The sequence below is a fragment of the Aquibium sp. ELW1220 genome, assembly GCF_030398385.1.
Classification (GTDB): Bacteria; Pseudomonadota; Alphaproteobacteria; order Rhizobiales; family Rhizobiaceae; genus Aquibium.
Window position 1 is genome coordinate 48,386 of sequence record NZ_JAOAOQ010000012.1, and the last position, 25,907, is coordinate 74,292.

The 25,907-nt window shown below is 67.4% G+C and carries 24 protein-coding genes; 14 read left to right on the forward strand and 10 right to left on the reverse strand.

What is annotated here, in order from left to right; all coding sequences use genetic code 11:
• Positions 1-7: 7 nt before the first annotated feature.
• Positions 8-1,207, reverse strand: a complete 1,200-nt coding sequence (locus N1F91_RS13065; RefSeq protein WP_289992713.1) for a Tm-1-like ATP-binding domain-containing protein — start codon at positions 1,205-1,207, stop codon at positions 8-10.
• A gap of 96 nt (positions 1,208-1,303) precedes the next feature.
• Between N1F91_RS13065 and N1F91_RS13070 the strand changes: the two genes are divergently transcribed.
• From N1F91_RS13070 to N1F91_RS13100, 7 genes are all read left to right on the forward strand, one after another.
• Positions 1,304-1,948: a TetR/AcrR family transcriptional regulator gene (locus N1F91_RS13070; RefSeq protein ID WP_289992716.1), complete on the forward strand. Its 645-nt coding sequence runs from the start codon at positions 1,304-1,306 to the stop codon at positions 1,946-1,948.
• Positions 1,949-2,309: 361 nt separating this feature from the next.
• Positions 2,310-3,620 carry an extracellular solute-binding protein gene (locus tag N1F91_RS13075; RefSeq protein ID WP_289992717.1) on the forward strand — a complete coding sequence of 437 codons (1,311 nt, stop codon included), beginning with the start codon at positions 2,310-2,312 and terminating at the stop codon, positions 3,618-3,620.
• A gap of 90 nt (positions 3,621-3,710) precedes the next feature.
• On the forward strand, positions 3,711-4,616 hold the full coding sequence (locus N1F91_RS13080) for a sugar ABC transporter permease (protein WP_289992720.1): 906 nt from the start codon (positions 3,711-3,713) through the stop codon (positions 4,614-4,616).
• A 1-nt stretch (position 4,617) separates the two neighbouring features.
• On the forward strand, positions 4,618-5,577 hold the full coding sequence (locus N1F91_RS13085; RefSeq protein WP_289992721.1) for a carbohydrate ABC transporter permease: 960 nt from the start codon (positions 4,618-4,620) through the stop codon (positions 5,575-5,577).
• Entirely contained in the window at positions 5,574-5,819 is a 246-nt protein-coding gene (locus tag N1F91_RS13090) for a hypothetical protein (protein WP_289992722.1), read from the forward strand. The genes N1F91_RS13085 and N1F91_RS13090 overlap by 4 nt, the downstream gene beginning before the upstream one ends.
• Positions 5,816-6,922 (forward strand): ABC transporter ATP-binding protein, encoded by a 1,107-nt coding sequence (locus N1F91_RS13095; protein ID WP_289992723.1) that lies wholly within the window; start codon positions 5,816-5,818, stop codon positions 6,920-6,922. Before N1F91_RS13090 ends, N1F91_RS13095 begins: the two co-directional genes overlap by 4 nt.
• A 3-nt stretch (positions 6,923-6,925) precedes the next feature.
• Complete coding sequence (locus tag N1F91_RS13100) at positions 6,926-7,993, forward strand: ABC transporter ATP-binding protein (RefSeq protein ID WP_289992724.1); 1,068 nt, start codon at positions 6,926-6,928, stop codon at positions 7,991-7,993.
• 315 nt (positions 7,994-8,308) lie between these two features.
• Here N1F91_RS13100 and N1F91_RS13105 read toward each other — a convergent pair whose 3' ends face one another.
• The 4 genes from N1F91_RS13105 to N1F91_RS13120 form a co-directional block, all read right to left on the reverse strand.
• The gene (locus N1F91_RS13105) at positions 8,309-9,274 is read right to left on the reverse strand and encodes an NAD(P)-dependent oxidoreductase (RefSeq protein ID WP_289992821.1); all 966 of its coding nucleotides are present in this window, start codon (positions 9,272-9,274) and stop codon (positions 8,309-8,311) included.
• A 14-nt stretch (positions 9,275-9,288) separates the two neighbouring features.
• A complete protein-coding gene (locus N1F91_RS13110) occupies positions 9,289-10,005 on the reverse strand; it encodes a FadR/GntR family transcriptional regulator (RefSeq protein ID WP_289992725.1) in 717 nt (238 codons plus the stop codon).
• Positions 10,006-10,008: 3 nt separating this feature from the next.
• Positions 10,009-11,178 (reverse strand): mandelate racemase/muconate lactonizing enzyme family protein, encoded by a 1,170-nt coding sequence (locus N1F91_RS13115; RefSeq protein ID WP_289992727.1) that lies wholly within the window; start codon positions 11,176-11,178, stop codon positions 10,009-10,011.
• 134 nt (positions 11,179-11,312) lie between these two features.
• Positions 11,313-12,200 carry a sugar phosphate isomerase/epimerase family protein gene (locus N1F91_RS13120; protein ID WP_289992728.1) on the reverse strand — a complete coding sequence of 296 codons (888 nt, stop codon included), beginning with the start codon at positions 12,198-12,200 and terminating at the stop codon, positions 11,313-11,315.
• Between the two features lie 340 nt (positions 12,201-12,540).
• Here N1F91_RS13120 and N1F91_RS13125 point away from each other — a divergent pair, with 340 nt between their 5' ends.
• The 4 genes from N1F91_RS13125 (at position 12,541) to N1F91_RS13140 (ending at position 16,535) form a co-directional block, all read left to right on the forward strand.
• Complete coding sequence (locus tag N1F91_RS13125; protein ID WP_289992730.1) at positions 12,541-13,599, forward strand: sugar phosphate isomerase/epimerase; 1,059 nt, start codon at positions 12,541-12,543, stop codon at positions 13,597-13,599.
• 210 nt (positions 13,600-13,809) lie between these two features.
• Positions 13,810-14,994 carry a Gfo/Idh/MocA family oxidoreductase gene (locus N1F91_RS13130; RefSeq protein ID WP_289992732.1) on the forward strand — a complete coding sequence of 395 codons (1,185 nt, stop codon included), beginning with the start codon at positions 13,810-13,812 and terminating at the stop codon, positions 14,992-14,994.
• Between the two features lie 28 nt (positions 14,995-15,022).
• Positions 15,023-15,871, forward strand: a complete 849-nt coding sequence (locus N1F91_RS13135) for a sugar phosphate isomerase/epimerase (RefSeq protein WP_289992733.1) — start codon at positions 15,023-15,025, stop codon at positions 15,869-15,871.
• A 76-nt stretch (positions 15,872-15,947) separates the two neighbouring features.
• Positions 15,948-16,535, forward strand: a complete 588-nt coding sequence (locus N1F91_RS13140) for a DJ-1/PfpI family protein (protein ID WP_289992735.1) — start codon at positions 15,948-15,950, stop codon at positions 16,533-16,535.
• Positions 16,536-16,806: 271 nt separating this feature from the next.
• On the opposite strand, the gene N1F91_RS13145 is transcribed toward N1F91_RS13140, so the two are convergent.
• Genes N1F91_RS13145 through N1F91_RS13165 form a run of 5 tightly spaced genes read right to left on the reverse strand, consistent with a single transcriptional unit; the run spans position 16,807 to position 23,000 of the window.
• Entirely contained in the window at positions 16,807-18,414 is a 1,608-nt protein-coding gene (locus N1F91_RS13145) for a carboxyl transferase domain-containing protein (RefSeq protein WP_289992736.1), read from the reverse strand.
• Positions 18,415-18,419: 5 nt separating this feature from the next.
• Positions 18,420-18,923: a biotin/lipoyl-containing protein gene (locus tag N1F91_RS13150; protein WP_289992737.1), complete on the reverse strand. Its 504-nt coding sequence runs from the start codon at positions 18,921-18,923 to the stop codon at positions 18,420-18,422.
• A gap of 2 nt (positions 18,924-18,925) precedes the next feature.
• The gene (locus tag N1F91_RS13155) at positions 18,926-20,410 is read right to left on the reverse strand and encodes a biotin carboxylase N-terminal domain-containing protein (protein ID WP_289992738.1); all 1,485 of its coding nucleotides are present in this window, start codon (positions 20,408-20,410) and stop codon (positions 18,926-18,928) included.
• The gene (locus N1F91_RS13160) at positions 20,407-22,224 is read right to left on the reverse strand and encodes an acyclic terpene utilization AtuA family protein (RefSeq protein ID WP_289992739.1); all 1,818 of its coding nucleotides are present in this window, start codon (positions 22,222-22,224) and stop codon (positions 20,407-20,409) included. Before N1F91_RS13160 ends, N1F91_RS13155 begins: the two co-directional genes overlap by 4 nt.
• Before the next feature lie 5 nt (positions 22,225-22,229).
• A complete protein-coding gene (locus N1F91_RS13165) occupies positions 22,230-23,000 on the reverse strand; it encodes an enoyl-CoA hydratase-related protein (RefSeq protein ID WP_289992740.1) in 771 nt (256 codons plus the stop codon).
• A 229-nt stretch (positions 23,001-23,229) separates the two neighbouring features.
• Here N1F91_RS13165 and N1F91_RS13170 point away from each other — a divergent pair, with 229 nt between their 5' ends.
• The 3 genes from N1F91_RS13170 to N1F91_RS13180 are packed head-to-tail and all read left to right on the forward strand — an operon-like array spanning position 23,230 to position 25,843.
• Positions 23,230-24,435, forward strand: a complete 1,206-nt coding sequence (locus N1F91_RS13170; protein ID WP_289992741.1) for an acyl-CoA dehydrogenase family protein — start codon at positions 23,230-23,232, stop codon at positions 24,433-24,435.
• Complete coding sequence (locus tag N1F91_RS13175) at positions 24,432-25,397, forward strand: SDR family oxidoreductase (protein ID WP_289992742.1); 966 nt, start codon at positions 24,432-24,434, stop codon at positions 25,395-25,397. The genes N1F91_RS13170 and N1F91_RS13175 overlap by 4 nt, the downstream gene beginning before the upstream one ends.
• Positions 25,394-25,843: a MaoC/PaaZ C-terminal domain-containing protein gene (locus N1F91_RS13180; RefSeq protein ID WP_289992743.1), complete on the forward strand. Its 450-nt coding sequence runs from the start codon at positions 25,394-25,396 to the stop codon at positions 25,841-25,843. The genes N1F91_RS13175 and N1F91_RS13180 overlap by 4 nt, the downstream gene beginning before the upstream one ends.
• Positions 25,844-25,907: the final 64 nt, after the last annotated feature.

A 25,907-nucleotide genomic window follows, 5' to 3' on the forward strand; every position in this document is an offset into this window, starting at 1 on the left:
GGGTCCCTCAGGTCTTTGCGATGTCGAGAAAGGCGTCTGCGGCTGCCTTGGCGAAAGCCGGATCGTTGATGTGCAGCGGCAGGCGCATGATCTGCCTGTCTGCCGTCCGGACCAGGGTCTGCTCGATGGCGTCGAAGAGCGCGGCATCGGCCTCAGGGTCGAAGAAGGCGCCGCCCTCGACGTCGAGGGCGGAGACGCCCTTTTCCGGGATCAGCAGCCGCACCGGACCTTCGCAACGGTTCAGGCGCCCGGCGAGCCAGGCGCCGATGGCGCGCCCCTCGTCCGCGGTGGTGCGCATCAGCGTGACGTTGGGATTGTGGCGGTAGAGCGTGCGGCGGGCGTAGTGCGCGGGCACGGTGTCGACCGCCCAGAAGTTCACCATGTCGAGAGCCCCGACCGAGCCGACCCAGGGCAGGCGCGTGCGGGCGACCGCGCCCAGGCGGTCCTCGGTGGCAGGCAGCACGCCGCCGCAGAGGAGGTCGCAGATCTCGGTCGTGGTGATGTCGAGAAAGCCGGTCAGCATGCCGCTGTCGGCGAGTTTTTCCATGGTGCGACCGCCGGTTCCGGTGGCGTGGAAGACCATGCAGTCGTAGCGGTCGCGCAGCCGCTCGACGATCGCCGTCACGGCAGGCGTGGTCACGCCGAACATGGTGAGCCCGATCGCCGGCAGCCCGTCCTGAACCGCGGCGGCGGGGTGCAGCACCATTCCGGCGATGGCCTCGGCCGCATTGGCGAGGATCGTCCGGCTCAGCCGGTTGAGGCCGGCCATGTCGGTGACGGACGGCATCATGACGATGTCGGAGATGTCGACATAGGGTGCGACGTCGCCGGAGGCCAGCGTCGAGACCATCAGCTTGGGCAATCCGTAGGGCAGCGCGCGCATGCCGGTGGTGACGATCGACGTGCCGCCGCCGCCGCCAATGCCGACGACGCCGCCGATGTCGTGGCGGGAGCCGAGGAATGCCGCCAGCGCCGTTCCCATCGCTTCGACGGCGCGGCCCCTGTCGTCGAGACCGAGCACGGCGCCCGCGCCCTCGGGATGGAAAGCCGCGACCTCGGCTGCGCCGACGTCGAAGCCGTCCGCCGGCGCGCGCGTGCCGACGTCGACGCGGGCGACCGCAGCGCCGCGTGCGGCGACGAGGCCGGCGAGAAAGTCGAGTTCCTCGCCCTTGGTGTCGGCCGTGCCGACGACGTAGACGCGTTTCATGATCCTCCCACGCCCTCCGGTCGGAAGGCGGCCCCGTTCATCGCGCAGCCGTCGATGGACGGTTGCAAATTTTTGAGACGCGCGTATCATATTGATATGAATGTCTCACGTCAATCGACAGAAGGTGAAGCCGATCCGGCGCGCGGACCGAGGGCCCGCACGCGGCGGCTGATGCTGGAGACGGCGACGCGATTGATGCAGTCCGGCGCGACGCCCTCCGTCAGCGAAGTGGCGGAAGCCGCCGAGGTCTCGCGGGCCACCGCCTACCGGTACTTTCCGAGCCAGGCGGCGCTGGTGCATGCGGTGGTCGACGAGGCGCTCGGCCCGATCCTGACGCGAACGTGCGACCGATCGAAGGCGGAGGACCGCGTCGACGATCTCTTCCGGACGTCGCTGCCGCGGATCGAGGAGTTCGAGGCGACTTTCAAGGCCGCGCTGAAGCTGTCGCTGGATCAGTGGGCCAGGCGTCAGGCCGGGTCGCTCGGCGACGAGCCGCAGTTCACCCGTGGCCATCGCATCGACCTGCTGCAGGATGCGCTCGCCCCGCTGCGCGAGACGCTTCCGGAAGACCACTACCTGCGCCTCGCCCAGGCGCTGTCGCTGATCTACGGGGTGGAGGCGCTGGTGGTGCTGAAGGACATCTGGGGGCTGGATCCGGCACGCGTGCAGTCGGTCACGCGGTGGGCGGCATCCGCGCTGGTGCGTGCGGCGGTCGAAGCGGGGGCAGGTCCCGAAGTCTGAGCCTGGCGGCGTCGCATCTGGTTGGACCAGTTCGAGGGCCCATCTCCGCGGCGTATCGCGGCTTCGGGCCTGCTGCAGGCGTCACTGGCGGTCCGTTCGGCCGATTTGGTTGGAAAATGTTGCCTTTCCAAACAATTCCGGGAATGCCGTCCAGCAACTGATCGAGAGAAGGGCCTTGACGGAGTTCGTCGTTTGGTAATACCAGATTGTACCGGGGGAATGTGAGGGAGCATTTCTCCGAAGCGCGGGCCGAAGAGTGGAGGAACTGTTTCTTCGGCCGGGCAGCGCCAGCATGGAACTACCTGTGCCAGCAATCGGCTGGCACTTCAGACGGTAGGTGCATAGATGGGAGGAAGTCATTATGCGCAATAGGATCACCGGCCTCGTGGCCGGTCTTGGACTGACGCTTGCCTGTTCGACCTCCGTGTTCGCTCAGGAACTCACGATCTTTTGGGCGGAGTGGGATCCGGCCAACTACCTGCAGGAACTCGTCAACGAATACGAGGCCGAGACGGGGGTCAAGGTCACGGTCGAGACCACGCCGTGGTCCGATTTCCAGACCAAGACCTTCACCGAGCTCAATGCCCGCGGTTCGGCCTACGACATGGTCGTCGGCGACTCGCAGTGGATCGGCGCGGCTTCGGAAGCCGGACACTATGTCGACCTCACCGAGTTCTTCAACAAGCACGACCTGAACAACGTGATGGCGCCGGCGACGGTGAAATACTACGCCGAGTATCCGTCCAGTTCGGGCAAGTACTGGTCCATCCCGGCCGAAGGCGACGCGGTCGGCTGGTCCTATCGCAAGGACTGGTTCGAGGATCCCAAGGAGATGGAGGCGTTCAAGGCGAAGTACGGCTACGACCTCGCGCCGCCGGCCACCTGGGCGCAGATGCGCGACATCGCCGAGTTCTTCCATCGTCCGGACCAGAACCGCTACGGCATCGCCATCTACACCGACAACTCGTATGACGGCCTCGTCATGGGCGTCGAGAACGCCATCTTCTCCTACGGCGGCGAACTCGGCGACTACGCGACCTACAAGGTCGACGGGATCATCAATTCCGAGCAGAACGTGAAGGCGCTCGAGATGTACCGCGAGCTCTACGGCTTCACGCCGCCCGGCTGGGCCAAGACCTTCTTCGTCGAGAACAACCAGGCGATCACCGAGAACCTGGCGGCGATGAGCATGAACTACTTCGCCTTCTTCCCGGCCCTGACGAACGAGGCCTCGAACCCGAACGCCAAGAACACCGGCTTCTTCGCCAACCCGGCCGGTCCGGACGGCCACCAGTTCGCCGCGCTCGGCGGGCAGGGCATCTCGGTCATCTCCTATTCGGAGAACCAGGAGGAATCGATGAAGTTCCTGGAATGGTTCATCAAGGACGAGACCCAGAAGCGCTGGGCCGAGCTCGGCGGCTACACCGCCAGCGCCAAGGTGCTGGAGTCAGAGGAGTTCCAGAACGCGACGCCCTACAACAAGGCCTTCTACGAGACCATGTTCAAGGTGAAGGACTTCTGGGCGACGCCGGAATACGCGGAACTGCTGATCCAGATGAACCAGCGGGTCTATCCGTACATCACGGCCGGCCAGGGTTCCGCCAAGGAAGTGCTCGACGCACTGGCGGCGGACTGGAACGCCACCTTCAAGAAGTACAACCGCGTACAGTAACGGCATCCTGGTTCGAGGGGGCGGCGTCCGCTGCCCCCTCGACTCGTTCCGGGCGGTCCGGCACCGCGAGGCTCTGGGAGGAGCAGGGTTTTGACGACATTGACGATGACGACACTCGATCCGCGCAGTCGTGCGGCGCGGCGAGGCCTGAGCGACCTGTCGATCAGGAACCTCTTCATCATTCCGACGATCATCTTCCTGATCGTCTTCAACATCTTCCCGCTGCTCTATTCGCTCGGATACTCGTTCACGGATTTCCGCGCGTCGTCGAACGCACCGGCCAATTTCGTCGGCCTGGACAACTACCGCACGCTGCTCAACGACCCGTTCATCTGGTCGAACTTCGCCATCACCGCCAAATACGTGATCGTCTCGGTGACGGGGCAGGTCATCGTCGGCTTCGGCGTCGCGCTGCTGCTCAACCGCGAGATCCCCTTCAAGGGCCTGATCACGACGCTGCTGCTCCTGCCGATGATGCTGTCGATGGCGGTCGTCGGCCTGTTCTGGAAGCTGCTCTACGATCCGTCCTTCGGCATCATCAACTACGCCTTCGGGCTCGGCCGGTTCGAATGGCTGTCCAATCCGGACATGGCGCTCTACGCAGTGGCGCTGACCGACATCTGGATGTGGTCGCCCTTCGTGATGCTCCTGTCGCTGGCCGGGCTGTCGGCGGTGCCGAAGCACCTCTACGAGGCGGCGGCGATCGACCGGGCCGGGCCGATCTACACCTTCTTCCGGATCACGCTGCCGCTGGTCGCGCCGATCCTGATGATCGCCATCATCTTCCGCACGATGGAGGCCTTCAAGACCTTCGACCTCGCCTACATCCTGACCAGCCAGCCGACCACCGAGGTGATCTCGATCCGGCTCTACAAGATGGCGTTCCAGGAATGGCAGACCGGGATGAGCTGCGCGCTCGCCTACATCGTGCTGATCATGGTCATCGCGATCACCAACATCTACGTGAAATACCTGAACAAAGTGAAGGAACGCTGAGATGGCTGCCGTCCAGACCACCTCCGAGCGCGCCCTCAACAGGATCGCCATCGTCGGCGTGCTGATCGCAACGATCATCTTCCTGGCGCCGATCTACTGGATCGTCTCGACCTCCTTCAAGCCGCGCAACCTGGCGACGACGATCCCGCCGACGGTGCTGTTCGAGCCGGAGATCTCGCCCTTCGTGAAGCTGGTGCTGCGCCGCTCGCAGCTGCGCGAGCAGCCGACGCCGGAGGAATATGCCGCAGCCCCGTGGTGGGAGCGGCTGGTGTTCGACGGCGGCGAGAAGGTGGTGCGCGACGGCCAGGGCAACGTGCAGCTGTCGGGCTATCCCAGCCGCTTCGTCAACTCGCTGATCGTGGCCATCGTCTCGACGGTGCTGGCGGTCGGCATGGGAACGATCACCGCCTACGGCTTCTCGCGCTTCAAGGTGAAGGGGGAGCAGGACTGGCTGTTCTTCATCCTGTCGACGCGCATGCTGCCGCCGGTGGTGGTGGCGATCCCGATGTTCCTGATGTACCGCGTGGTCGGGCTGAACGACACGCATCTCGGGCTGATAATCCTCTACACCGCCTTCAACCTCTCCTTCTCCGTCTGGCTGATGAAGGGCTTCATCGACGAGATCCCGAAGGAATACGAGGAGGCGGCGCTGGTCGACGGCTACACGCGCATGGAAGCCTTCTTCAAGGTGGTGCTGCCGGAGGCGGCGACCGGCATCGCGGCGACAGCCGTGTTCTGCTTCATCACCGCCTGGAACGAATACGCCTTCGCGCTGATCATGACGCGGCGGACGGCGCAGACCGCGCCGCCCTTCATCCCGAGCCAGGTCGGGTCGGGCCTGCCCGACTGGACGGTGATCGCCTCCGGCACCTTCCTGTTCCTGCTGCCGGTGGCCATCTTCACCTTCCTCCTGCGCAACCACCTGCTGCGCGGCATGAGCTTCGGAGCGATCCGCAAATGAGCTTCCGCGCCTTCAACCAGCGCTGGCTGCACCCGGCGTTCCAGACGCTCATGATCCTGGGCATCGTCGCGCTGTGCCAGCCGTGGAACTTCTTCCTGCACCGGTACGGCGTCACGCTGATCCTGATCGGGCTGGTCGGCTTCATGATCACCGGCAAGATCGGGCCGGCGAAGTCGAAGAACCCGGACGGGGCCTTCGACGTCTCCGACCACCACGACGGCAAGGCCGGAGGACGCGCATGACGCATATCGAGCTTCGCGGCGTGCAGAAATGGTTCGGCGCCGTCCAGGTCATCAAGGACCTCAACCTGACGATCGAGGACGGCGAGTTCATCGTCATGCTCGGCCAGTCGGGCTGCGGCAAGACGACGACGCTGCGCGCCATCGCCGGCCTGGAGACGATCGACGAAGGCGACATCCTCATCGACGGCAAGCCGGTGCAGCACCTGAAGTGCTCGGCCCGCGACATCGCCATGGTGTTCCAGTCCTTCTCGCTCTATCCGCACATGACCGTCTACGAGAACATCGCCTTTCCGCTGCGCGCGACGGGCATGGGCAAGAGCGGCATCGACGAGGCGGTGCGGGCGATCGCCAAGGTGCTGCGGATCACCGAGCTGCTCGATCGCAGGCCGTCGGCGCTGTCGGGCGGCGACATGCAGCGCGTGGCGATCGGGCGCGCGCTGGTGCGCCATCCCAAGGCGATGCTGATGGACGAGCCGATCGGCGCGCTGGACGCCAAGCTGCGCGAGGAGATGCGCGCCGAGATCAAGCGGCTGCACGTCAAGCAGGGCTCGACGACGATCTACGTCACCCACGACCAGGTGGAGGCGATGAGCCTCGCCGACCGGATCGTGATCATGCACGAGGGCGTGCTGCAGCAGGTGGGCGCGCCCGAGGAGGTGTACCAGCAGCCGCAGAACCTGTTCGTGGCGCAGTTCGTCGGCAGTCCGGTGATGAACGTCTCGCCCGCGATCGTGCGCAGCGAAGGGGCTGACGTCTCGGTCGCCATCGACGCGGCCGTGCCGGGCTTCGCCTTCCCGCCGGAGCTGCTCGGCAAGCTCAACGGGCATGCGGGCAGCGGCGCGCTCAAGCTCGGCATCCGCCCGGAAGCCGTGCTGGTGAGCCGCCAGCCGCAGCCGGGCTACGTGCCGGTCGTCGCCCACATCATCGAGCCGCTCGGCTCGCACGACATCGTCGACCTGAAGGTGGGGGCAGAGATCCTGCGCGCCCGCACGCCCTCCGGCTTCGTGCCGAAGGCCGGCGAGGCGGTGCATGCGCGCGTCGACCCCGCCCAGGCGCATTTCTTCGACACGTCCAGCGGCAAGAGCCTCGGAGTGAGACTGTAAGCCATGGCCCATATCGAGCTCAGAAACGTGACCAAGACCTTCGGCGACAGCACGGCGCTGAAGGGGCTCGACCTCACGGTCGAGGACGGCCAGTTCTTCGTGCTGCTCGGCGAGACGGGCGCGGGCAAGACGACCACCCTGCGCGTCGTGGCCGGCCTCGAGAAGCCGACGGCCGGCACGGTGCTGATCGACGGCGTCGACGTCGGCGACTGGGGGGCGGCCGAGCGCGACGTCGCGCTGGTGCTGCAGCAATATTCGCTCTACCCGCGCTATACCGTCCGCGAGAACCTCGAATTCCCGCTGAAGTCGAAGATCCGCCAGGTCGCGCCCGCCGAGATCAAGGAGCGCGTCGACCGCGTCGCCCGGACGCTGCGCATCGAGCACCTGATGGACCGCAAGACCGACCGGCTGTCGGGCGGCGAGATGCAGCGCGTCTCGATCGGGCGCGCCATCGTGCGCAAGCCGCGCGTCTTCCTGATGGACGAGCCGCTGTCGGCGCTCGACGCCAAGCTCCGGGAAGCGCTGCGGATCGAGCTGAAGAACCTGCAGATGAATCTCGGCGCCACCTTCCTGTTCGTCACGCACGACCAGGTGGAGGCGATGTCGATGGGCGACCGGGTCGGCGTGCTCGACCGCGGCCGGCTGGTGCAGGTCGGCACGCCCTCCGAGATCTATGCCCGGCCGAAGAACACCTTCGTGGCGCGCGCCGTCGGCTCGCCGCCGATGAACCTGCTCGACGGCGCCGTGCGCGACGGCAAGGCGATGGCCGAGGCGGGGTTCGCCCTGCCGATCGCATCCGCCTCGTCGCAGGACGGGCGTCCGGTCACCTTCGGCGTCCGGCCCGAGGACATCCGCCTCGATCCCGAGGCGCCGGCGCGGGGACGAGTTCACGACGTCGAGAACCATGGCGTCGAAAAGATCGTCACGCTCGCGGCGGGCGACACCCTGGTGCGGCTGACCACGCTGGCCTCGCAGAAGCTGTCGATCGACGATACGGTCGCCTTCTCGTGGAACCCGGACAAGATCATCCTGTTCGACCGCGCATCCGGGCAGAATCTGGCGGGCGCGTAGCGGGAGGCGATCCGGGCTGCGGCCTGCCGGACACATGTCGCCGAACACGGGCGCACGAGCGTTGCGGCGCGTCGCCGCCCGGCATGGGGGGAGCGGCGTGGGGTATTGGGGGGCGAACCGATGGCGACACCCATGCCGACCCGCCAGCCGTCGATGCGCGGGAGCGTTGCCGTCTTTCGTGCCATGCCGCTCATGCTTGGCTTCCGCGGTCTCCGGTTCGGTCCGGCGGACTCCCCCCCTCCGCCTCGCTTCGCTCGGCACCTCCCCCCACTTCGTGGTGTTGGAGGATGGGCGGCAGCGTTGTCGGCGGGTCGCTCAGGCCGGGAAGCGGTTTTTGTAAGCGTCGAGGGCTTCGGGGTTGCAGAGGTTTACCGGCAGCTCGCCGCGCAGGACGCGGGCGGCTTCGTCGGTTGCGGCCATGCCCATGCGGCGCATGCTGCCTTCGGTGATGCCCGACATGTGCGGCGTGACCATGACGTTGTCGAAGCCGAGATAGGGGTGGTCGGCCGGCAGCGGCTGGCGGGCGAAGACGTCAAGTGCGGCGCCGCCGATGCGGCGTTCGCGCAGGGCAGCCAGCATGGCGTCGTCGTCGATCACCGGCCCGCGCGAGATGTTGATGACCAGTGCGTCGCGTTTCATCAGGCCGAGCACGCGCGTGCCGATGATCCCGCGCGTCTCGTCGGTGAGCGGGCAGCAGAGCACCATGATGTCGCAGCGCGCGGCCAGTTCGTCGAGGCCGAGGAAGGAGGCGTCGTCCGGGATGTCACGCCGGCTGCGGCTGTGGATCAGCACGTCGAGGCCGTAGCCGTGCCGGGCGATGGCGTGGACCTGGCGGCCGATATTGCCGAAGCCGACGACGCCTAGCGTTAGGCCGTCGAGATCGCGGGTGAAATCGGCATGATGGCGGGCGGCGTTCCAGCCGTTGGCATGCAGGTCGCGGTCGACGATGCGGAACCGGCGCAGCAGCGTCATGGCGGCGAAGAAGACGTATTCGGCGACGGTGCGCGCATTGGCGCCCGGCGTGTTGGCGACGATGACGCCGGCCCTGGTCGCCGCGGTCATCGGGATCATGTCCAGCCCCGCGCCATGGCGGATCGCGGCGCGCAGGCGCGGCGCCTGTTCGAACAGGGCAGGGGGCAGCGGCGCGCGCACGATGATGAGGTCGGCGTTCCGGCCCTCGGCGAGAAGCGTGTCGGGATCGTAGGCCGAGGCGAAGCGCAGGCTGCCCAGCGTCCGGAGCCTTTCGGCGACCTGCGGATGCAGGACGTTGGTGGACAGGATGTCGGGCAAGGGCGTCAGGCCTTTTCGAGTGTCTGTGTCGGCCGCTCGCCGTCGGGACCGTCGATCAGGCCCTTCCAGTAGCTCTCGGCGCCCTGGAGGTGGGCGCTCATCAGCGCCTGGGCGAGATTGCCGTCGCGCCGCTGCAGGGCCTCGAAGATGCGGATGTGCTCGGCATGCGAGCGGCGGCCGCGGTCGGGATCGTTGAAATAGATCGGCAGGCGCTGCTCGCCCATGATGTAGTAGACGCTGCAGACCTTGTGAAAGACGCTGTTCTTGGTCGCCCGCACGATCTCGAGGTGGAAATCGCGGTCCTCGCGCGCCAGGCCTTCGCCCGCCGCGATCTTCTGCTCGGACACCTGCAGGATCTCCCGAAGGCGCTCGAAATTTTCCTCCGTCGCCCGATCGCAGGCGAGCTCGGCCGCCTTGATCTCGTGGATCTTGCGCAGCTCGACGGTCTCGTAGATCTGGATCGGATCGAGCGGCACGCCGGCGCGGGCAAACAGCGCCATGGCATCGACGCTCGCCTGGTTGGTGGTGAGATAGATGCCGGACTTGGCCCGGCGCTCGACGATCCGCATGGCCTCGAGGATCGCCAGCGCCTCGCGGATCTGGCCGCGGCTCACGGAGAAATGGTCCGCCAGTTCCCGCTCCGACGGCAGTCGGCCGTTCTCCGCCTTCGACTGCTGGTACAGGAAGGCGGCGAGATCCGGCAGAAGGTTGTTTTCCTTCATGGCTTAGGCCCCGTGCGCGTGCGCCTCCAGGAACGATTCCGCGATCGTGAAACCGAGGCCCGGCCGATCCGGTATTGCGATCAATCCATCCTTGACCGACACGTCGTCCTCGACGAGGTCATGGATCATGGGATTGGCACCGAGCGAGTATTCGATCACGAAGCTTGCAGGCGAAGCCGCGCATACATGCAAGCCGGCGAAGAAGCAAGGCGCGCCGGCCCAGAGATGCGGCGAGAGCCGCAGGTTGAACGCGCTGGCCAGCGCGCCGATGCGCATCGCCTCGGTGATGCCGCCGCAGAAGGCGGGGTCGGGCTGAAAGACGTCGACGGCCTTGAGGATGGCGAGATCGCGGAAGGCGAAGCGGGTGGCCTCGGACTCGCCGCTGGCGATCGGCACCGGGCCGGAAGCGCGGACTTCCGCCATGCCGGCCTTGTCGTCGGCGATCACCGGTTCCTCGAACCAGGTCAGGTCGCAGTCGGCCACCATGTGGACGAAGCGCTTGGCGTCGGCGACGGTGTAGGTGCCGTGCGCGTCGACCATCAGCTGGACGTCCGGCCCGAGCGCTTCGCGCGCGGCCCTGACGCGGGCTGCCGACACGTGCGGCGGGCCGTCCATGGCGCCGACGCGCATCTTCACCGCGCGGAAACCGCCGGCGTCGATGTAGGACTGCAGCTGCTCGCCGATCCGGTCGGCCGGGGCCCAGCCGCCGGAGGCATAGGCCGGCAGGCGCTCGGCCTTGCGGCCGCCGAGCAGGCGCCAGACGGGCTGGCCGAGCGACTTGCCGAGGATGTCCCAGAGCGCGATGTCGACCGCACTGATGGCGGCGACCGAGATGCCGCGGCGCGACAGTTCCGGCATGGCGTGGCCAGCGGCGGCGGCCTTCTCGTGGCGCACGCCGTTGTAGAGCATTTCCCAGATCTGCGAGATGTCGGCGGGATCGCGGCCGATCAGCCGGGGCGCGACCTCGTGGTTGAGCATGTGGACGAGCGCGGCATAGGTGCCGGCGCTGCCGGCGGCGTTCTTGCCCTCGCCCCAGCCGACGAGGCCGTCGTCGGTCTCGATGCGCAGGATCGCCGCGTCGAAGGTGGTGAGCTGGCCGAAGTCGCTCTTGTGCTGGCGGCTCGCCTCGATGGGGATGCGGACCCACCAGGCCCGGGCTGATTTGATGCGCATCTCAGAACCTGCCCCCCCGAACCATCCGCCACACCTCTTCCCGACAAGCCTTCGCAAGCTCCGGCGGCGCAAGGCCGGCCGGATCGGTCGCTGTTGGTGTCATGGCGTCGGTCCTGCTTCGCCGCGTCGAATACCTACTTGATGAGCGGCAGGATGGTTTCCGCCGTGATCCGCATCTGGTCGGTGTAGAATTTCTCCGTCAGCAGGCTCGATCCGTGGTCCTGGATGAACTTGAGCTGCTCGGGCGAGATGTCGACGGGATTGCGCTCGACCATGTCGGGATAGCGGTTCGCCGGGGTGCGATCGACCGGCGCGACGAACTCGTTGGTGAGCGCCCCGTCATAGCCGATGTCCTTGAGGATGCCGACGATCTTTTTCCAGTCGATGGTGCCGAGGCCGGCCGCGAAGCGGTTGTTGTCGGCGATGTGGAAGTCGAACAGCCGCTTGCCGGCCTTGCGGATGGCTTCCTCGACGTCGAACTCTTCCATGTGGATGTGGTAGGCGTCGAGACATACGCCGCATTCGGGGCTGACCGCGTCGGCCAGCGCCAGCGCCTGTTCGCCGCGGTTGAAGAGGTAGGTCTCGAAGCGGTTGAGCGGCTCCACCGCCACGCGAACGCCGACCTTTTTCGCATGCGCGAAGCACTCGCGGGTGGCGTCGACCACCCAGGCCCATTCCTCCGCCTCGGTGCCGTCCGGCACGACTTTGCCGACGGTGGCGGGCACCAGCGTGATGATCTCGCCGTCGAGTTCGCTGACCATCGTCAGGACGTCCTTGACGTACTGGACCGAGCGCTCGCGCTGGCCCTGGTCGGCCGCGGCGAGGTTGCGCTCGCCCAGCATCAGCGTCACCGCGCCCCAGCAGCGGATGCCGTGTTCCTGGAGCAGCCGCCGCGTTTCCTTCGTCTCGTACTGGGCCGGCTCCCCCGAAATCTCGATCGACTCATAGCCGAACTGCTTGATCCGCCGCAGCGTCGTATCCAGCGGCTCCGCGCGCATCCAGTTGTGTGTCGATAGATGCATGGTCAGCGTCCTCCCGATTGCTGCAATATCGCCCGGTCGCCCGGCCCGTCTTTTTCCGTCGGTCAGCCGTTCCGGAGAAACTGGTGCGACCAAACCCGTCTGCCTGAAGCTCTAAACCATTCCCGAATGTGGCGCAAGCATCCGCCAAGGCGGCCGACTTTCGGCTTAGAAGCCTGTTTTACCTTGTATATGACGTGTCCGAGGTGGTCGGGGCTCTCTCAGTCTGGTCGGACCAGCTTGACCAATTCGCTGCATTTGGTATGACCAGAACGCGAAAGCGCGGAGGCCTTACCCGGAGGAGGGGAGGCTTTCGCAGGCAAGCAACGAGGCGAGGAGCATCATGGCGGCACGGATCAAGGGGCCTGCGATCTTTCTGGCGCAGTTTGCGGGCGATGCGGCGCCGTTCGATTCGCTGCCGTCGATCGCGGCATGGGCGGCGGGGCTTGGCTACGAGGGGGTGCAGATCCCGACCTGGGACGGGCGGCTGTTCGACCTGAAGAAGGCTTCGGAATCGCAGGCCTATTGCGACGAGGTCAAGGGCATCTGCGCCGACGCGGGCGTTCAGATCACCGAGCTGTCGACGCATCTGCAGGGCCAGCTGGTGGCGGTGCATCCGGCCTATGACGCGCAGTTCGACGGCTTTGCGCCCGCTTCCGTGCATGGCAATCCGAAAGCGCGGCAGGCCTGGGCCGTCGAGCAGATGCTGATGGCGGCGAAGGCCTCGAAGAACCTCGGGCTTGCCGCCTCGGTGTCGTTCACCGGCGCGCTCGCCTTCCCCTATCTCTACCCCTGGCCGCAGCGGCCGGCGGGGCTGATCGAGGAGGCCTTCGCCGAGCTCGGCCGGCGCTGGCGGCCCATCCTCGACGCCTACGAGGATGCCGGCTGTTCGATCGGCTACGAGATCCATCCCGGCGAGGACGTCTTCGACGGCACCACCTTCGAGATGTTCCTCGATGCGGTGGGCGGGCATCGGCGCTGCACGATCAACTACGATCCGTCGCACTTCCTGTTGCAGCAGCTCGACTATCTCGCCTTCATCGACATCTACCACGAGCGCATATCGGCCTTCCACGTCAAGGACGCCGAGTTCAACCCGACCGGGCGTCAGGGCGTCTATTCGGGCTATGCCTCCTGGACCGACCGTGCCGGCCGCTTCCGCTCGCTCGGCGACGGCCAGGTCGACTTCTCCGGCATCTTCTCGAAGCTGACGCAATACGGCTACGACAGCTGGGCGGTGCTGGAATGGGAATGCTGCCTGAAGCACCCCGAGCAAGGTGCCGCCGAAGGCGCACCCTTCATCCGCAGCCACCTCATCGACGTGACCGAAAAGGCCTTCGACGATTTCGCCGGCGGGACGACGGACCGGGCGGCGTTGCGGCGGATGATGGGGATTGGGTGAGGAGTGCGTGGTGCGTAGTTGGTAGTGCGTAGTGCGTAGTGCGGCGTGCGGAGTTTTGCAGTTCTGACAGCAGCTCACGATTGTCGCATGTAGATGAGCTATCACCTCTGACTACACGCCATTCACTACCCACAACGCACTACCCACTACTCCCTACTCCCTACGCACTACCAACTACGCACTACGAACTCCTCACCCCCGGAGCCCGCCATGGTCAGCGTATCGAACCTCTCCACCCGGTCCGGTCCCATCCGCCTCGGCATGGTCGGCGGCGGACAGGGGGCGTTCATCGGGGGGGTGCACCGGATTGCGGCGCGGCTCGACGGGGACTTCGTGCTCGTGGCCGGGGCACTGTCGTCGGATGCGGAGCGCGCGAGGGCGTCGGGGGCGGAACTGGGGCTCGACCCCGAGCGCAGCTATGGTTCGTTCGAGGAGATGGCGGCGGCGGAGGCGGGGCGGGCCGACGGGATCGAGGCGGTGGCGATCGTCACGCCCAACCACATGCATTTCCCGGCCGCCAAAGCCTTTCTCGACGCCGGCATCCACGTCATCTGCGACAAGCCGCTGACCTCGAACCTCGCCGACGCGAGGACGCTCGCAGCGGCGGTGGAGCGGAGCGGCAAGCTGTTCGTGCTCACCCACAACTACACCGGCTATCCGATGGTGCGGCACGCCCGCGAGATGGTCGCGGCCGGCGATCTCGGCGACATCCGCGTGGTGCAGGCCGAATATCCGCAGGACTGGCTGACGACGCGGCTGGAAGCGAGCGGGCAGAAGCAGGCGGCCTGGCGCACCGATCCGGCGAAATCGGGCGCGGGCGGTGCCACCGGCGACATCGGCACCCATGCCTACAACCTCGCCCGCTTCGTCACCGGGCTGGAACTCGACGCGCTGTCGGCGGATCTCGCCGCCTTCGTCGAGGGCCGGCCGCTCGACGACAACGCCCATGTGATGCTGCGCTTCAAGGCCAAGGGCGGCGCACCGGCGGCGAAGGGCATGCTGTGGGCGAGCCAGGTGGCGCCCGGCAACGAGAACGCGCTGAAGCTCAGGGTCTACGGCACGAAGGGCGGGCTCGAATGGCAGCAGGAGCAGCCGAACCACCTCTGGTTCACGCCCTTCGGGCAGGAAAAGCGGCTGATCACGCGGGCGGGTGCCGGTGCCGGCGCGGCGGCCGGCCGGGTCAGCCGCATCCCGTCCGGCCATCCCGAAGGCTATCTCGAGGGTTTTGCCACCATCTACGCCGAAGCCGCGCGGGCGATCCGCGCCGCCCGGGCGGGCGCCGCCCCCGACGCGGCGGTGACCTATCCTTCCGTCACCGACGGTGTCGAGGGCGTCGCCTTCGTCGAGGCCTGCGTTGCATCGTCGAAGAACGACGCCGCGTGGACGCGGCTGTGAGGGGTGGAGAGCGGACGGAGGGACGGCGATGAAGATCGGCATGTGCATGTTCCTCTGGACGACGAAGGTCACGGGGGAGCACGAGGCTATCCTGCGCGACATCAAGGCGACGGGTTTCGACGGCGTCGAGATTCCGGTCTGCGAAGGCACGCCCGACGACTACAGGCGCCTCGGCGACCTGCTGGATGCGATCGGGCTGGAGCGCACCGCCGTTTCGGCGATGGGCGATCCGGCGATGAACCTGATCGGTGCGGATGCCGCGACGCGGGCGGCCGGCGTTGCCCATGTCAAATGGGCGATCGACTGCGCGGCGGCGCTGGGCGCCAGCACGCTGAGCGGACCGCTGCATTCGACGCTCGGGCATTTTTCGGGCGATGGGCCGACGCGGGAGGAATTCGAGCGGTCGATCGCCTCGCAGCGCGCCATCGGCGAGCATGCAGCCCAGCGCGGCGTGACGATCGGGCTCGAGGCGCTGAACCGCTTCGAATGCTACCTCGTCAACACGATGGAGGCGCTTTGCGCGCATGTCGACGCGATCGGCCATCCCAACATCAGGGCGATGTACGACACCTTCCATGCCAATATTGAGGAAGCCGATCCCATCGCGGCCTTCACGCGCAACCTGAAGACCATCGTCCATGTCCACATCTCGGAGAACGACCGGGGCGTGCCGGGGCGCGGCAACATTCCCTGGGACGAGACTTTCGCCGCCATCAGGGCCAGCGGCTATGACGGCTGGCTGACCATCGAGGCCTTCGGCCGGGCGCTGAGGGACCTGGCGGCGGCCACCAAGGTGTGGCGCGACTTCGCCGAGAGCCCTGAGGCGGTCTACCGCGAGGGCTACGCGCACATCCGCCGCCACCTCGACGCGGCGTAGGGCGGCACGGCGACATTTTCCGGGACGGAGCGATCCCGCCCGGCCGCGACAGGCGCATCAACGGAGGAGAATCCCGATGCCAGGCAAGAAGATACTGATGCTGACGGGCGAATTCACGGAGGAATACGAGATCTTCGTGTTCCAGCAGGGCATGGAGGCGGTCGGCCACACGGTCCACGTGATCTGCCCCGACAAGAAAGCGGGCGACAAGATCCAGACCTCGCTGCACGATTTCGAGGGCCACCAGACCTATATCGAGCGCTTCGGCCATCTGGCCGACATCAACAAGACCTTTTCCGAGGTCCGGCTGGAGGAGTATGACGCGGTCTACTGCGCCGGCGGCCGCGGCCCGGAATACATCCGCACCGACAAGCGCATCCAGGCGATGGTCCGGCATTTCCACGAGACCAACAAGCCGATCTTCACCATCTGCCACGGCGTGCAGATCCTCGTGGCGGTGGACGGCGTGGTGCGCGGCAAGAAGGTCGCGGCGCTGGGCGCCTGCGAGCCCGAGGTGACGCTGGCCGGCGGCACCTACATCGACGTCAAGCCGACCGAGGCCTATGTCGACGGCACGATGGTCTCGGCCAAGGGCTGGACGGGGCTTGCCGCCTTCATGCGAGAATGCCTGAAGGTGCTGGGAACGGAGATCCGGCACAGCTGAGGCGGGGGGCCGAGGGGCGCTGGCCGGGGTGCAGTGACCCCGACGGTCCGCATCCTGAGGCGCGACCCTGAGCTTGTCGAAGGGGAGCCTCGAAGGACGCACGACGATGCCGGCGCGGGCCTCGTGGTCCTTGTCGTTGCAGGGGCTTGATGCGTCCTTCGAGGCTCGCTTCGCGAGCGCCTCAGGATGAGGTCCGGGAGTGGGCTGCACTGACGGGAGTATCCGCTCGGTATCTCCCCTATCTCCGGGAACGCGACTGCAGCGCGCTCCCTCAGAACCGGAACACGCCGTAGCCCGGGTCGGCGAGCGGGGCGTTGAGGGAGGCGGAGATGGCGATGGCCAGGGCGTTGCGGGTGTCGACGGGGTCGATGATGCCGTCGTCCCAGAGTTCGGAGGTGGAGTGGTAGGCGGAGAGCTGCTCCTGGTAGGCGGCGCGGGTCTCTTCCCACAGCTGCCGGACGACCGCCTCGTCGACGCCGCCGCCATTGCGCTTCATCTGGTTGATCTTGACCTCGGCCAGCGTGTTGGCGGCCTGGTCGCCGCCCATGACGCCGATCTGGTGGTTGGGCCAGGTAAACAGGAAGCGGCCGTCGAAGGCGCGGCCGCACATGCCGTAATTGCCGGCGCCGAAGGAGCCGTTGCACATGACGGTGAACTTGGGCACGCGCGAACAGCTCTGCGCCATGATCATCTTGGCGCCGTCCTTGGTGATGCCGCGCCGCTCGTACTCCTTGCCGATCATGTAGCCGGTGATGTTCTGCAGGAAGACCAGCGGCGTGTTGTTCTGGTTGCAGAGCTCGATGAAGTGGCCGCCCTTGAGCGACGAGTCGTTGAAAAGCACGCCGTTGTTGGCGAGGATGCCGACCTTGTAGCCCCAGATGTTGGCATAGCCGCAGATCAGCGTCGTTCCGTAGTTCGGCTGGTATTCGTGGAAGCGGCTGCCGTCGACCATGCGGGCGATGATCTCGCGCATGTCGAACGACTTCTTTATGTCGTCGGGGACGATGCCGTAGATCTCCTGCGGGTCGTAGGCGGGATCTTCCGGCGCGTCGCGCTGGCAATCCCATTTCTTGGCGCGATCCCACTGCGCGACGATCTCGCGGCCGATGTGGATGGCCTCCTCCTCGGTGGCGGCGGGATAGTCGCAGGTGCCGGAGACGGAGGTGTGCATGTCGGCGCCGCCGAGATCCTCGACGGACACTTCCTCGCCGGTGGCGGCCCTGACCAGCGGCGGGCCGCCGAGGAACACCGCGCCGGTGCCCCGCACGATGACCGAGTAGTCGGAGAGGCCGGGAATGTAGGCGCCGCCGGCCGTGCAGTGGCCGAAGACCAGCGCCAGCTGCTTGACGCCCATCTTCGACAGGATCGACTGGTTGCGGAAGATGCGGCCCGCCATGTACTTGTCGGGGAAGACCTCCGACTGGAGCTGCAGGAAGCCGCCGGCGGAATCGCACAGATGGAGGACCGGCAGCCGGTTCTCCATCGCGATGTCGAGCGCGCGCACGATCTTCTTGGCCGTCAGCGGATACCAGGCGCCGCCCTTGACGGTGGGATCGTCGGCGCGGATGACGACCTCGCGGCCCGAGACGATGCCGATGCCGACGATGGAGCTCGCCGAGGGGGAATCGCCGCCATAGGCCATGTTGGCGGCGAGCGAGGAGAGTTCGAGGAAGGGCGTGCCGGGATCGAGCAGCTTCTCGATGCGCTCGCGCGGCCGCATCTTGCCCTGGCTGGCCAGCCGGTCGAGATCGCGCTCCGGGCGCTGGTGGCGCGCGGCCTCCTGGCGGGCGCGGAAATCGGCGAGCATGGCGCGGTTGTGCCGGTCGAAGCGGCGGAAATCCGCCGACGACGTCGAGATCATGGACTGGATCTTGCGCATGCGTGTCAGCCTTCGTCGACCTGTGGCTCGAGTGTCGCGATGACCTCGTCCTTCTCGAACGTCTCGCCCTCGAAGCGGTGGATCGCGGCGAGGATGCCGTCGCGGGGCGCGGCGAGACCCGTCTGGAGCTTCATGCTCTCGATGGTGACGAGGACCTCGCCTCGCGCGACCGCCTCGCCGGCCCGCCTGTGGACCGAGATGACGGCGCCCGGCATCGGCGCGCGGACGACGTCCTGGCTGGCGCCGCCGGCACCCGCCTTCGAGAAGGGGTCGACGGTGCCGACCTCGAAGGTGCGGCCCGCGAGCCGCAGCAGCTGGCGGTCGGCGACCGTGGCGCGGGCGAAGCTGACGGCGTGGCCGCCCATCGCCATCGACGCGTGGCCGCGGCCTTCGGCCGGCAGTTCGGTCAGTTCGTGGTCCTGCCCGTCGATGCGCAGCACGAGATGCGGCCGGCGCCGGACGATGGAGACCTCGTGGACCTTGCCGTCGAGCGTGAGCTTGAGGCTCATCCTCAGTTCCTCCAGCCGCCGATGGCGGCGTGCGGCTCGGGCGTGCCGAGCGCGAGTTCGCGGAAGTCACGCAGGCCGAGCGCGGCGGCGGCGAGCACCTGCGCCCGCAGCTGCGGCGGGATCGGCGGGGGCGCCAGCGCCTCGCGCTGCTCGGCCACGAAGCCGGTGTGCAGGTCGCCTGCGCGGAAGGCGGCGTTGTCCAGCACGCGTGCGAGATAGTCGATGTTGGTGGTGACGCCGAGCAGCGCCAGGCCCTCCAGCGCCGCGATGGAGCGGTCGATGGCCTCGGCGCGGGTGGTGCCATGGGCGACGAGCTTGGCCAGCATCGGATCGAAGTCGGCGGTGATCTTCTGGCCGGGGTCGAGGGCGTTCTCGAAGCGCAGCCAGGGCGCTTCCGGCACGCCGAGATGGGCGAGCATGCCGGTCTCGGGCAGGAAGTCGCGATCCGGATCCTCCGCGCAGATGCGGCACTCGATGGCGTGGCCGCAGACGGCGATCTTCCCTTGCTTCGCGGGGAGTCCCCTGCCGGCGGCGATCTCGATCTGGGCGCGGACGAGGTCGATGCCGGTGACCATCTCGGTGACCGGATGCTCGACCTGCAGGCGCGTGTTCATCTCCAGGAAGAAGAAGCGGCCGTCGGCGCCGAGGATGTATTCCACCGTGCCGGCGTTCTTGTAGCGCGCGGCGGCGGCGAGCCGGACGGCCGAGGCGCAGATGGCGTCGCGCAGGGCGGGATCTAGGCGGGCGGCGGGGGCCTCCTCGATGATCTTCTGGAAGCGGCGCTGGACCGAGCATTCGCGCTCGAACAGGTGGATCGCGCCGCCGTCGCCGTCGCCCAGCACCTGCACCTCGATGTGGCGCGGGCGCTCGACATAGGTCTCGGCATAGACGCGGCCGTCGCCGAAATAGCGCTGCGCCTCGCCGGCCGCGATGCGGGCGGCCTCGCGCAGGCCTTCGGCGGAGCGGACGATCGACATGCCCTTGCCGCCGCCGCCGGCCGCCGCCTTGATCAGCAGCGGAAAGCCGATCGATTCCGCCCGGGCGATGAAGTCGTCGAGGTCGCCGGTGGGCATGACCGAGGGCGCCACCGGCACGCCCTGCGCCTCGGCGAAGGCGCGGGCGGAAATCTTGTCGCCCATCAGGGAAATCGTCGCGGCGTCGGGTCCGATGAAGACGATCCCGGCCTTCTCGACGGCGGCGGCGAAGCGCGCGTTCTCGGACAGGAAGCCGTAGCCCGGGTGGATGGCGTCGGCGCCCGACGCGAGCGCCGCCGCGACGATCGCGTCGATGTCGAGATGGGCTCCGACCGGCGTCTCGCCGTCGATCGCCACCGCCTCGCTGGCCATGCGCACATGCCGGGCGCGCGCCTCGACCGAGTGATGGATCGCCACCGAGGCGATGCCCATCGCGTCCAGCGTGCGGATGACGCGGCAGGCGATCTCGCCACGGTTGGCGATCAGGATCTTGCCGAACAAGGGAGCGGTCATGCGGGGTCCCTGCTCCAGCCTTCCAGCGGACCCGCAGCCTCCAGCCAGCGCGCCGGAACTTCGACGGGGAAGTCCATCATGATCTGCGCCAGCGCCTTGCCCTGCGGATCGTGCCGCAGCGAGGCGATGCCGCCGCCGCCGAGGCCCTGGTGGAGGAGGAAGTTGAAGCCTTCGAGGCCGGGCCATTCGAAACGCTCGACCTTGCCCCTGACGAAATGCGCAAAAAAGCGCCCGACCGCTTCCGGGGTAGCTGCGCGGCGGATGAAGGGCAGGTAGTTCGCATCCCGCGCAAGAACCCCGATGTTGCCGATGTCGCCCTTGTCGCCGCTGCGGCCATGGGCGAGCGCGATGAGCGGCACGGTGGCGAGAGGGCCGTCGAACGCCGCGCATTCGGCCGGTGCGGGCACTGCCGCAGGCGCGGCGTCCGCTGCGTTGGGCAGATATGGCGAAAGCGTCTGCTCGCCGACGTCGCCGGCAATGGTGACGGTCACGTCGTTCTTGGGCGCCAGGAAGGAGAAGAGGCGGATCACCGGCTGCGGCTCGGGGCGGCCGCCGGCGAAACCGGTGAGGCCCTGCGCCATCGCGGTGGCGGCGGGGAAGATCTCGCGGCCGAAGATCTGCAGCGCGTCCTTCGAGACGTGCCGGACGGCGATCTTGAGCACCACCTCGCGGGTGTCGCCTGCACGCGCATGGTCGCCGTAACTGGTCTCGCTGCCGAGGATCTCGATCGAGCGGTCGCTGAAGCCGTCGAAACCGGCGGCCTTCATCAGGCGCTCGGCGCGGGCGAGGATCGCCTCGGCGGTTGCCCTTGCCTTGGCGGCGGCCTCGCGTCCGGCGATCATCATGGTGACGGCGGAGCGGTAGCCGTCGGGGTGAGTGAGGCTCACCTTGTAGCTGTCGGTGGGTGCTGCGCCGCAGGCGCCGGTGACCCGGACGCGGTCGGGACCCGCCTGCTCGAGCCTGACCTCGCTCCAGTCCGCGACGACGTCGGGAAGGACGTATCGCGTCGGGTCGCCGACCTCGTAGACGATCTGCTCGGCGACGGTTTTCGTGCTGACCAGCCCGCCGGTGCCCTGCGGCTTGGTGACGACGAAGCTGCCGTCGGCGCTGCACTCGGCGATGGGAAAGCCCATGTCGTCCCAGCCGGCGACCTCGCGCCAATCGGTGAAGATGCCGCCGGTGACCTGGGTGCCGCATTCGAGCACGTGGCCGCAGAGGCTGCCGGCCGACAGGAGGTCGTGCTGGCCCGGTGCCCAGCCGAATTCATGGATCAGGGGGCCTAGGACGACGGCCGAATCGACCACGCGGCCGGTGATCACGACATCCGCGCCGGCAGCGAGCGCGGCGGCGATTGGGAAGGCGCCGAGATAGGCGTTGACGCTTGCCGCCTGCGCCGGCATCACGGCACCTGAGAACATCTCCCGCACGCCTTGGGCGCGGTAGCGTTCGACCTCGCCCGACAGGTCGTCGCCGCGCACGACCGCGACCTTCAGGTCGACGCCCGCTTCGCGGAAGACCGCCAGGAGGGCGTCGCGGCAGGCGTCGGGATTGACGCCGCCGGCATTGGTGACGACGCGGATGCGCTTCCCGGCGATCTCGCGCGCCAGCGGCTTCATGACCATGGTGACGAAATCGGTGGCATAGCCGAGCTCGGGACGCCTGGCCTTCATCCGCGCCAGGATCGACATGGTGATTTCGGCCAGATAATCCATCACCAGATAATCGATGCCGCCGCTGCGCACGAGCTGCGCCGGCCCCTCCGGCGTGTCGCCCCAGAAGCCGGCGCCGCAGCCGATGCGGACAATCTTGCCCATGCCCGCTACTCCCCCGTCCAGTTCGGCTTGCGCTTCTCGTTGAAGGCGAGGAAGCCTTCCCGCGCATCCTGGGTGCGGGACATGTTGGCCAGCATGAACTGGGCGTATTCCAGCGCCGCGTCGGTGGACATCTCGCGGATCTTGGCGAGCGCCTGCTTGCCGAGCCGGATGCCGGTCGGCGACTTGTCGGTGATGCGCGCGAGCAGCCAGTCCAGCTTTTCGTCGAGCTCGCCCGCGGGGACCGCGTAGTTGACGATCCGCTCGCCGGCCGCCTCGCGCGCCAGCATCGGCTCGCCCGACAGGCACAGTTCCATCATCCGGCGATAGCTGATGACGCGCAGCAGGAAGGGCAGGATCATCATCGGGAATATGCCGACCTTCACCTCCGAGACGCCCAGCATGGCGTCCTCGCGGGCGACGACGAGGTCGCAGGCGCAGACCAGACCGAGCCCACCGGCGAGCGCATGGCCGTTGACCCGCGCGACCAGCGGCAGGCGGCAGGAATCCATGCGGCGCAGCAGGCGGGCGACGTAGTGGCGCGGGTCGGCGACGTCGATGGTGAAGGGCGTGCCGTCGGCCTGGAGCTGCAGGTCGCCGCCGGCGCAGAAGGCCTTGTCGCCCGCGCCGGTCAGCACCACGGCGCGGATTTCGCGGTCGGCCTCGGCCCGGTCGAGACCGGAATGGATCCGTTCGGCCACCGTCTCGTTGAGCGCATTGCGGCGCTCCTCGCGATTGATGGTGATCCACAGCACTTCGCCGCGGCGTTCGATCGTCACCGGTTCCGTCACCTTTTCCCCCATGCTCTGCGGTCGGGTTCGAGCCTAAATGATTCCAATTCATCAGCGTTGTCAACCAATCCCGGCCGATCATCCTGCACGGAGATATTACCGAAAGGGCACATCACAATTGGCCGGCAAACACTTGACATGAGCCGGGCGATCGGATGATGAAATGACTTCATTAGCGGCGGCTGCAATGCCTCCGGCGTGATCGAGGGAGGACGTCTTGGACATTGCAGGATCGAACGAAAAGAACGCCGCCTTCGATCTCGACCCGGAACACGCGATGATCCTCGACAATGCGGACCGCTTCGCGCGCAGCGAACTCTATCCGCTGGCCGCGCGGATGGACAATGAGGAATGGTGGCCGGACGAGGCCTTCCCGAAGATCGGGGATGCCGGGCTGTTCGGCATCACCATTCCGGAAGCCTATGGCGGAACCGGCCTCGACCTGTTTGCCGCAGGGCTGGTGCTGCAGGGCTTCGCGCGCTGGAACCACGCCATGGCGCTGGCCTGGGTGGCGCATGACAACCTCTGCGCCAACAACATCTACCGCAACGGCAACGAGGACCAGCGCCGGCGCTACGTTCCCGACCTCTGCTCCGGCCGCAAGATCGGCGCGCTCGGGCTGACGGAGCCGGGAGCGGGCTCGGACGCGCTGGGCTCGATGCGCACGACGGCGCGCCGCGACGGCGACGACTACGTGCTGAACGGCTCGAAGATCTACATCACCAACGGCCCGGTGGCCGACGTGCTGCTGGTCTATGCCAAGACCGACCGCGAGAAGGGCGCGCACGGCATTTCCGCCTTCATCGTCGAGAAGGGCATGCCCGGCTTCAAGGTGGCGCAGAAGCTCAACAAGATGGGCTATCGCGGCAGCCAGACCGGCGAACTGCTGTTCGAGGAGTGCCGCGTGCCGGCCGAAAACCTCGTCGGCGGCGAGAATCGCGGCGTGGCGGTGGTGATGAGCGGGCTCGACCTCGAGCGGGCTATGATCTCGCCGATCTGCCTTGGCGTCGCCGAGCGCGCGCTGGAACTCTCGATCGACTACGCCAAGACACGCCGGCAGTTCGGCAAGCCGATCGGCTCGTTCCAGATGGTGCAGTCGATGATCGCCGACATGTATGTGCAGGTGGAGACGATCCGCACCTTCACCTACCGCGTTCTTTCGTCGGCAGCGCCGCTGGAGATCGGCGGCGGCGGGCGCGGCGACATCCACATGCTGACGGCGGCTTCGGTGATGTATGCGGCCGAGGCCTCGCACAAGGTGCTCGACCTCGCCGTGCAGGTGCATGGCGGAACGGGCTACATCTGGGAATCGGAGATCAACCGGCTGTTCCGCTCGACCAAGCTGCTCGAGATCGGCGCCGGTACGACGGAAGTGCGCAAGATGATCATCGCCGGCGAACTGCTCAAGGGCATGGAGCGGTGAGCGGGGCGGAGACTTTCGGCTTCACCGACGCCGATCTTGCCGCCCGGCCGACAGTCTACGCGCCCGGTACCTTCGCGGGGCAGGTGGTGCTGGTCTCGGGCGGCGCGGGCGGGATCGGCCGCGCCACCGCCTGGCTGCTTGCCCGGCTCGGCGCGCATGTGATCGTCAGCGGCCGCAGCGAGGAAAAGATCGCGGGCCTCGTCGCCGCCATGGCCGAGCAGGGCCTGACATGCTCCGGCCATGTCGTCGACATCCGCGATCCGGAAGGGGTGGCGGCCTTCTTCGACCGGATCTTTGCGACGCACGGGCGGCTCGACCTCGTCGTCAACAGCGCGGGCGGGCAGTTTCCGCAGGCCGCGATCGACTTCAGCGTGAAGGGCTGGAACGCCGTCATCAACACCAACCTCAACGGCACCTGGTTCATGATGCAGGCGGCGGCGCGCAAATGGCGCGACGCCGGCCAGCCGGGCAGCATCGTCAACATCGTCGTCGTCACCACGCACGGCCTCTACGGCGTGGCGCACACGATCGCCGCGCGGTCCGGCGTCATCGGCCTGTCGCGCGCCGTGGCAGTGGAATGGGCACCGCTCGGCATCCGCGTCAACTGCGTGGCGCCGGGGGCGATCGAGACGGAGGGCTGGAAGGTCTACACGCCGCAGGTTCGCGCCGCCTATCCGATGACCAACCCGATGATGCGGGCGGGCGACGCCTGGGACATCGCGGAGGCGAGCGTCTATCTCGGCGGCCCGGCCGGCAAGTTCATCACCGGCGAACTGCTCACCGTCGACGGCGGCGGCCAGCTCTGGGGCGAGACCTGGACGACCGGCAAGCCGGACTATTTCAACGGTCCCGGCGGCGCCGATGCGGGGGACGGCGGTTCCACGGGCACTGGCGCGGGGGGCGCCGGTCGCAAGAGTGCCGAGGCGAGCGCCGCCCGGCCCGACGGAGGCGAGGAACCATGATCGAGCTTCGGCCCGGCACCACCGTGACGACCCCCGGCCGGACGATCGGGGAGGGCGACATCTCGCTGTTTGCGGGGCTGGTCGGCGACTTCACGCCGATCCATGTCGACGATGTATTCGCCAGCGCCTCGCCGCACGGCGCCCGCATCGCGCACGGCCCGCTGACGCTTGCGACCGCGATCGGCATGGCGACGCAGACCGGGATGTTCGGCCCGCGGGTGATCGGCCTCGTCAACCTCAACTGGGACTTCATGGGCGTGGTGCGGATCGGCGACACGATCCGCTCGACGGTGACGGTGGAGACGCTGCGCCCGACCTCGAAGCCCGGGCGGAGCCTCGGCACGTTCCGGTTCGAGGTGTTCAACCAGGACAAGGCGGTGGTGCACCGCGGGACGATGACGGTGGTGCTGCGGGATGTTGGGGGCGCTGAGGTAGCCGAGGCTTGAGTGGAGGATGGGGTAAGGCGGGTAGGCTCCCTGTGTCTGACGCTTAACCAACATTTGCATTCGC

Bases quoted from the DNA above. Each gene is read 5' to 3' on its own strand.
- N1F91_RS13070 (WP_289992716.1), top strand. From the start codon at position 1,304: ATGAATGTCTCACGTCAATCGACAGAAGGTGAAGCCGATCCGGCGCGC.
- N1F91_RS13130 (WP_289992732.1), top strand. From the start codon at position 13,810: ATGGTCAGCGTATCGAACCTCTCCACCCGGTCCGGTCCCATCCGCCTC.
- N1F91_RS13150 (WP_289992737.1), bottom strand. From the start codon at position 18,923: ATGAGCCTCAAGCTCACGCTCGACGGCAAGGTCCACGAGGTCTCCATC.
- N1F91_RS13110 (WP_289992725.1), bottom strand. From the start codon at position 10,005: ATGAAGGAAAACAACCTTCTGCCGGATCTCGCCGCCTTCCTGTACCAG.
- N1F91_RS13155 (WP_289992738.1), bottom strand. From the start codon at position 20,410: ATGACCGCTCCCTTGTTCGGCAAGATCCTGATCGCCAACCGTGGCGAG.
- N1F91_RS13065 (WP_289992713.1), bottom strand. From the start codon at position 1,207: ATGAAACGCGTCTACGTCGTCGGCACGGCCGACACCAAGGGCGAGGAA.
- N1F91_RS13125 (WP_289992730.1), top strand. From the start codon at position 12,541: ATGGCGGCACGGATCAAGGGGCCTGCGATCTTTCTGGCGCAGTTTGCG.
- N1F91_RS13115 (WP_289992727.1), bottom strand. From the start codon at position 11,178: ATGCGCATCAAATCAGCCCGGGCCTGGTGGGTCCGCATCCCCATCGAG.
- N1F91_RS13100 (WP_289992724.1), top strand. From the start codon at position 6,926: ATGGCCCATATCGAGCTCAGAAACGTGACCAAGACCTTCGGCGACAGC.
- N1F91_RS13135 (WP_289992733.1), top strand. From the start codon at position 15,023: ATGAAGATCGGCATGTGCATGTTCCTCTGGACGACGAAGGTCACGGGG.
- N1F91_RS13090 (WP_289992722.1), top strand. From the start codon at position 5,574: ATGAGCTTCCGCGCCTTCAACCAGCGCTGGCTGCACCCGGCGTTCCAG.
- N1F91_RS13095 (WP_289992723.1), top strand. From the start codon at position 5,816: ATGACGCATATCGAGCTTCGCGGCGTGCAGAAATGGTTCGGCGCCGTC.
- N1F91_RS13085 (WP_289992721.1), top strand. From the start codon at position 4,618: ATGGCTGCCGTCCAGACCACCTCCGAGCGCGCCCTCAACAGGATCGCC.
- N1F91_RS13120 (WP_289992728.1), bottom strand. From the start codon at position 12,200: ATGCATCTATCGACACACAACTGGATGCGCGCGGAGCCGCTGGATACG.
- N1F91_RS13160 (WP_289992739.1), bottom strand. From the start codon at position 22,224: ATGGGCAAGATTGTCCGCATCGGCTGCGGCGCCGGCTTCTGGGGCGAC.
- N1F91_RS13075 (WP_289992717.1), top strand. From the start codon at position 2,310: ATGCGCAATAGGATCACCGGCCTCGTGGCCGGTCTTGGACTGACGCTT.
- N1F91_RS13140 (WP_289992735.1), top strand. From the start codon at position 15,948: ATGCCAGGCAAGAAGATACTGATGCTGACGGGCGAATTCACGGAGGAA.
- N1F91_RS13145 (WP_289992736.1), bottom strand. From the start codon at position 18,414: ATGCGCAAGATCCAGTCCATGATCTCGACGTCGTCGGCGGATTTCCGC.
- N1F91_RS13180 (WP_289992743.1), top strand. From the start codon at position 25,394: ATGATCGAGCTTCGGCCCGGCACCACCGTGACGACCCCCGGCCGGACG.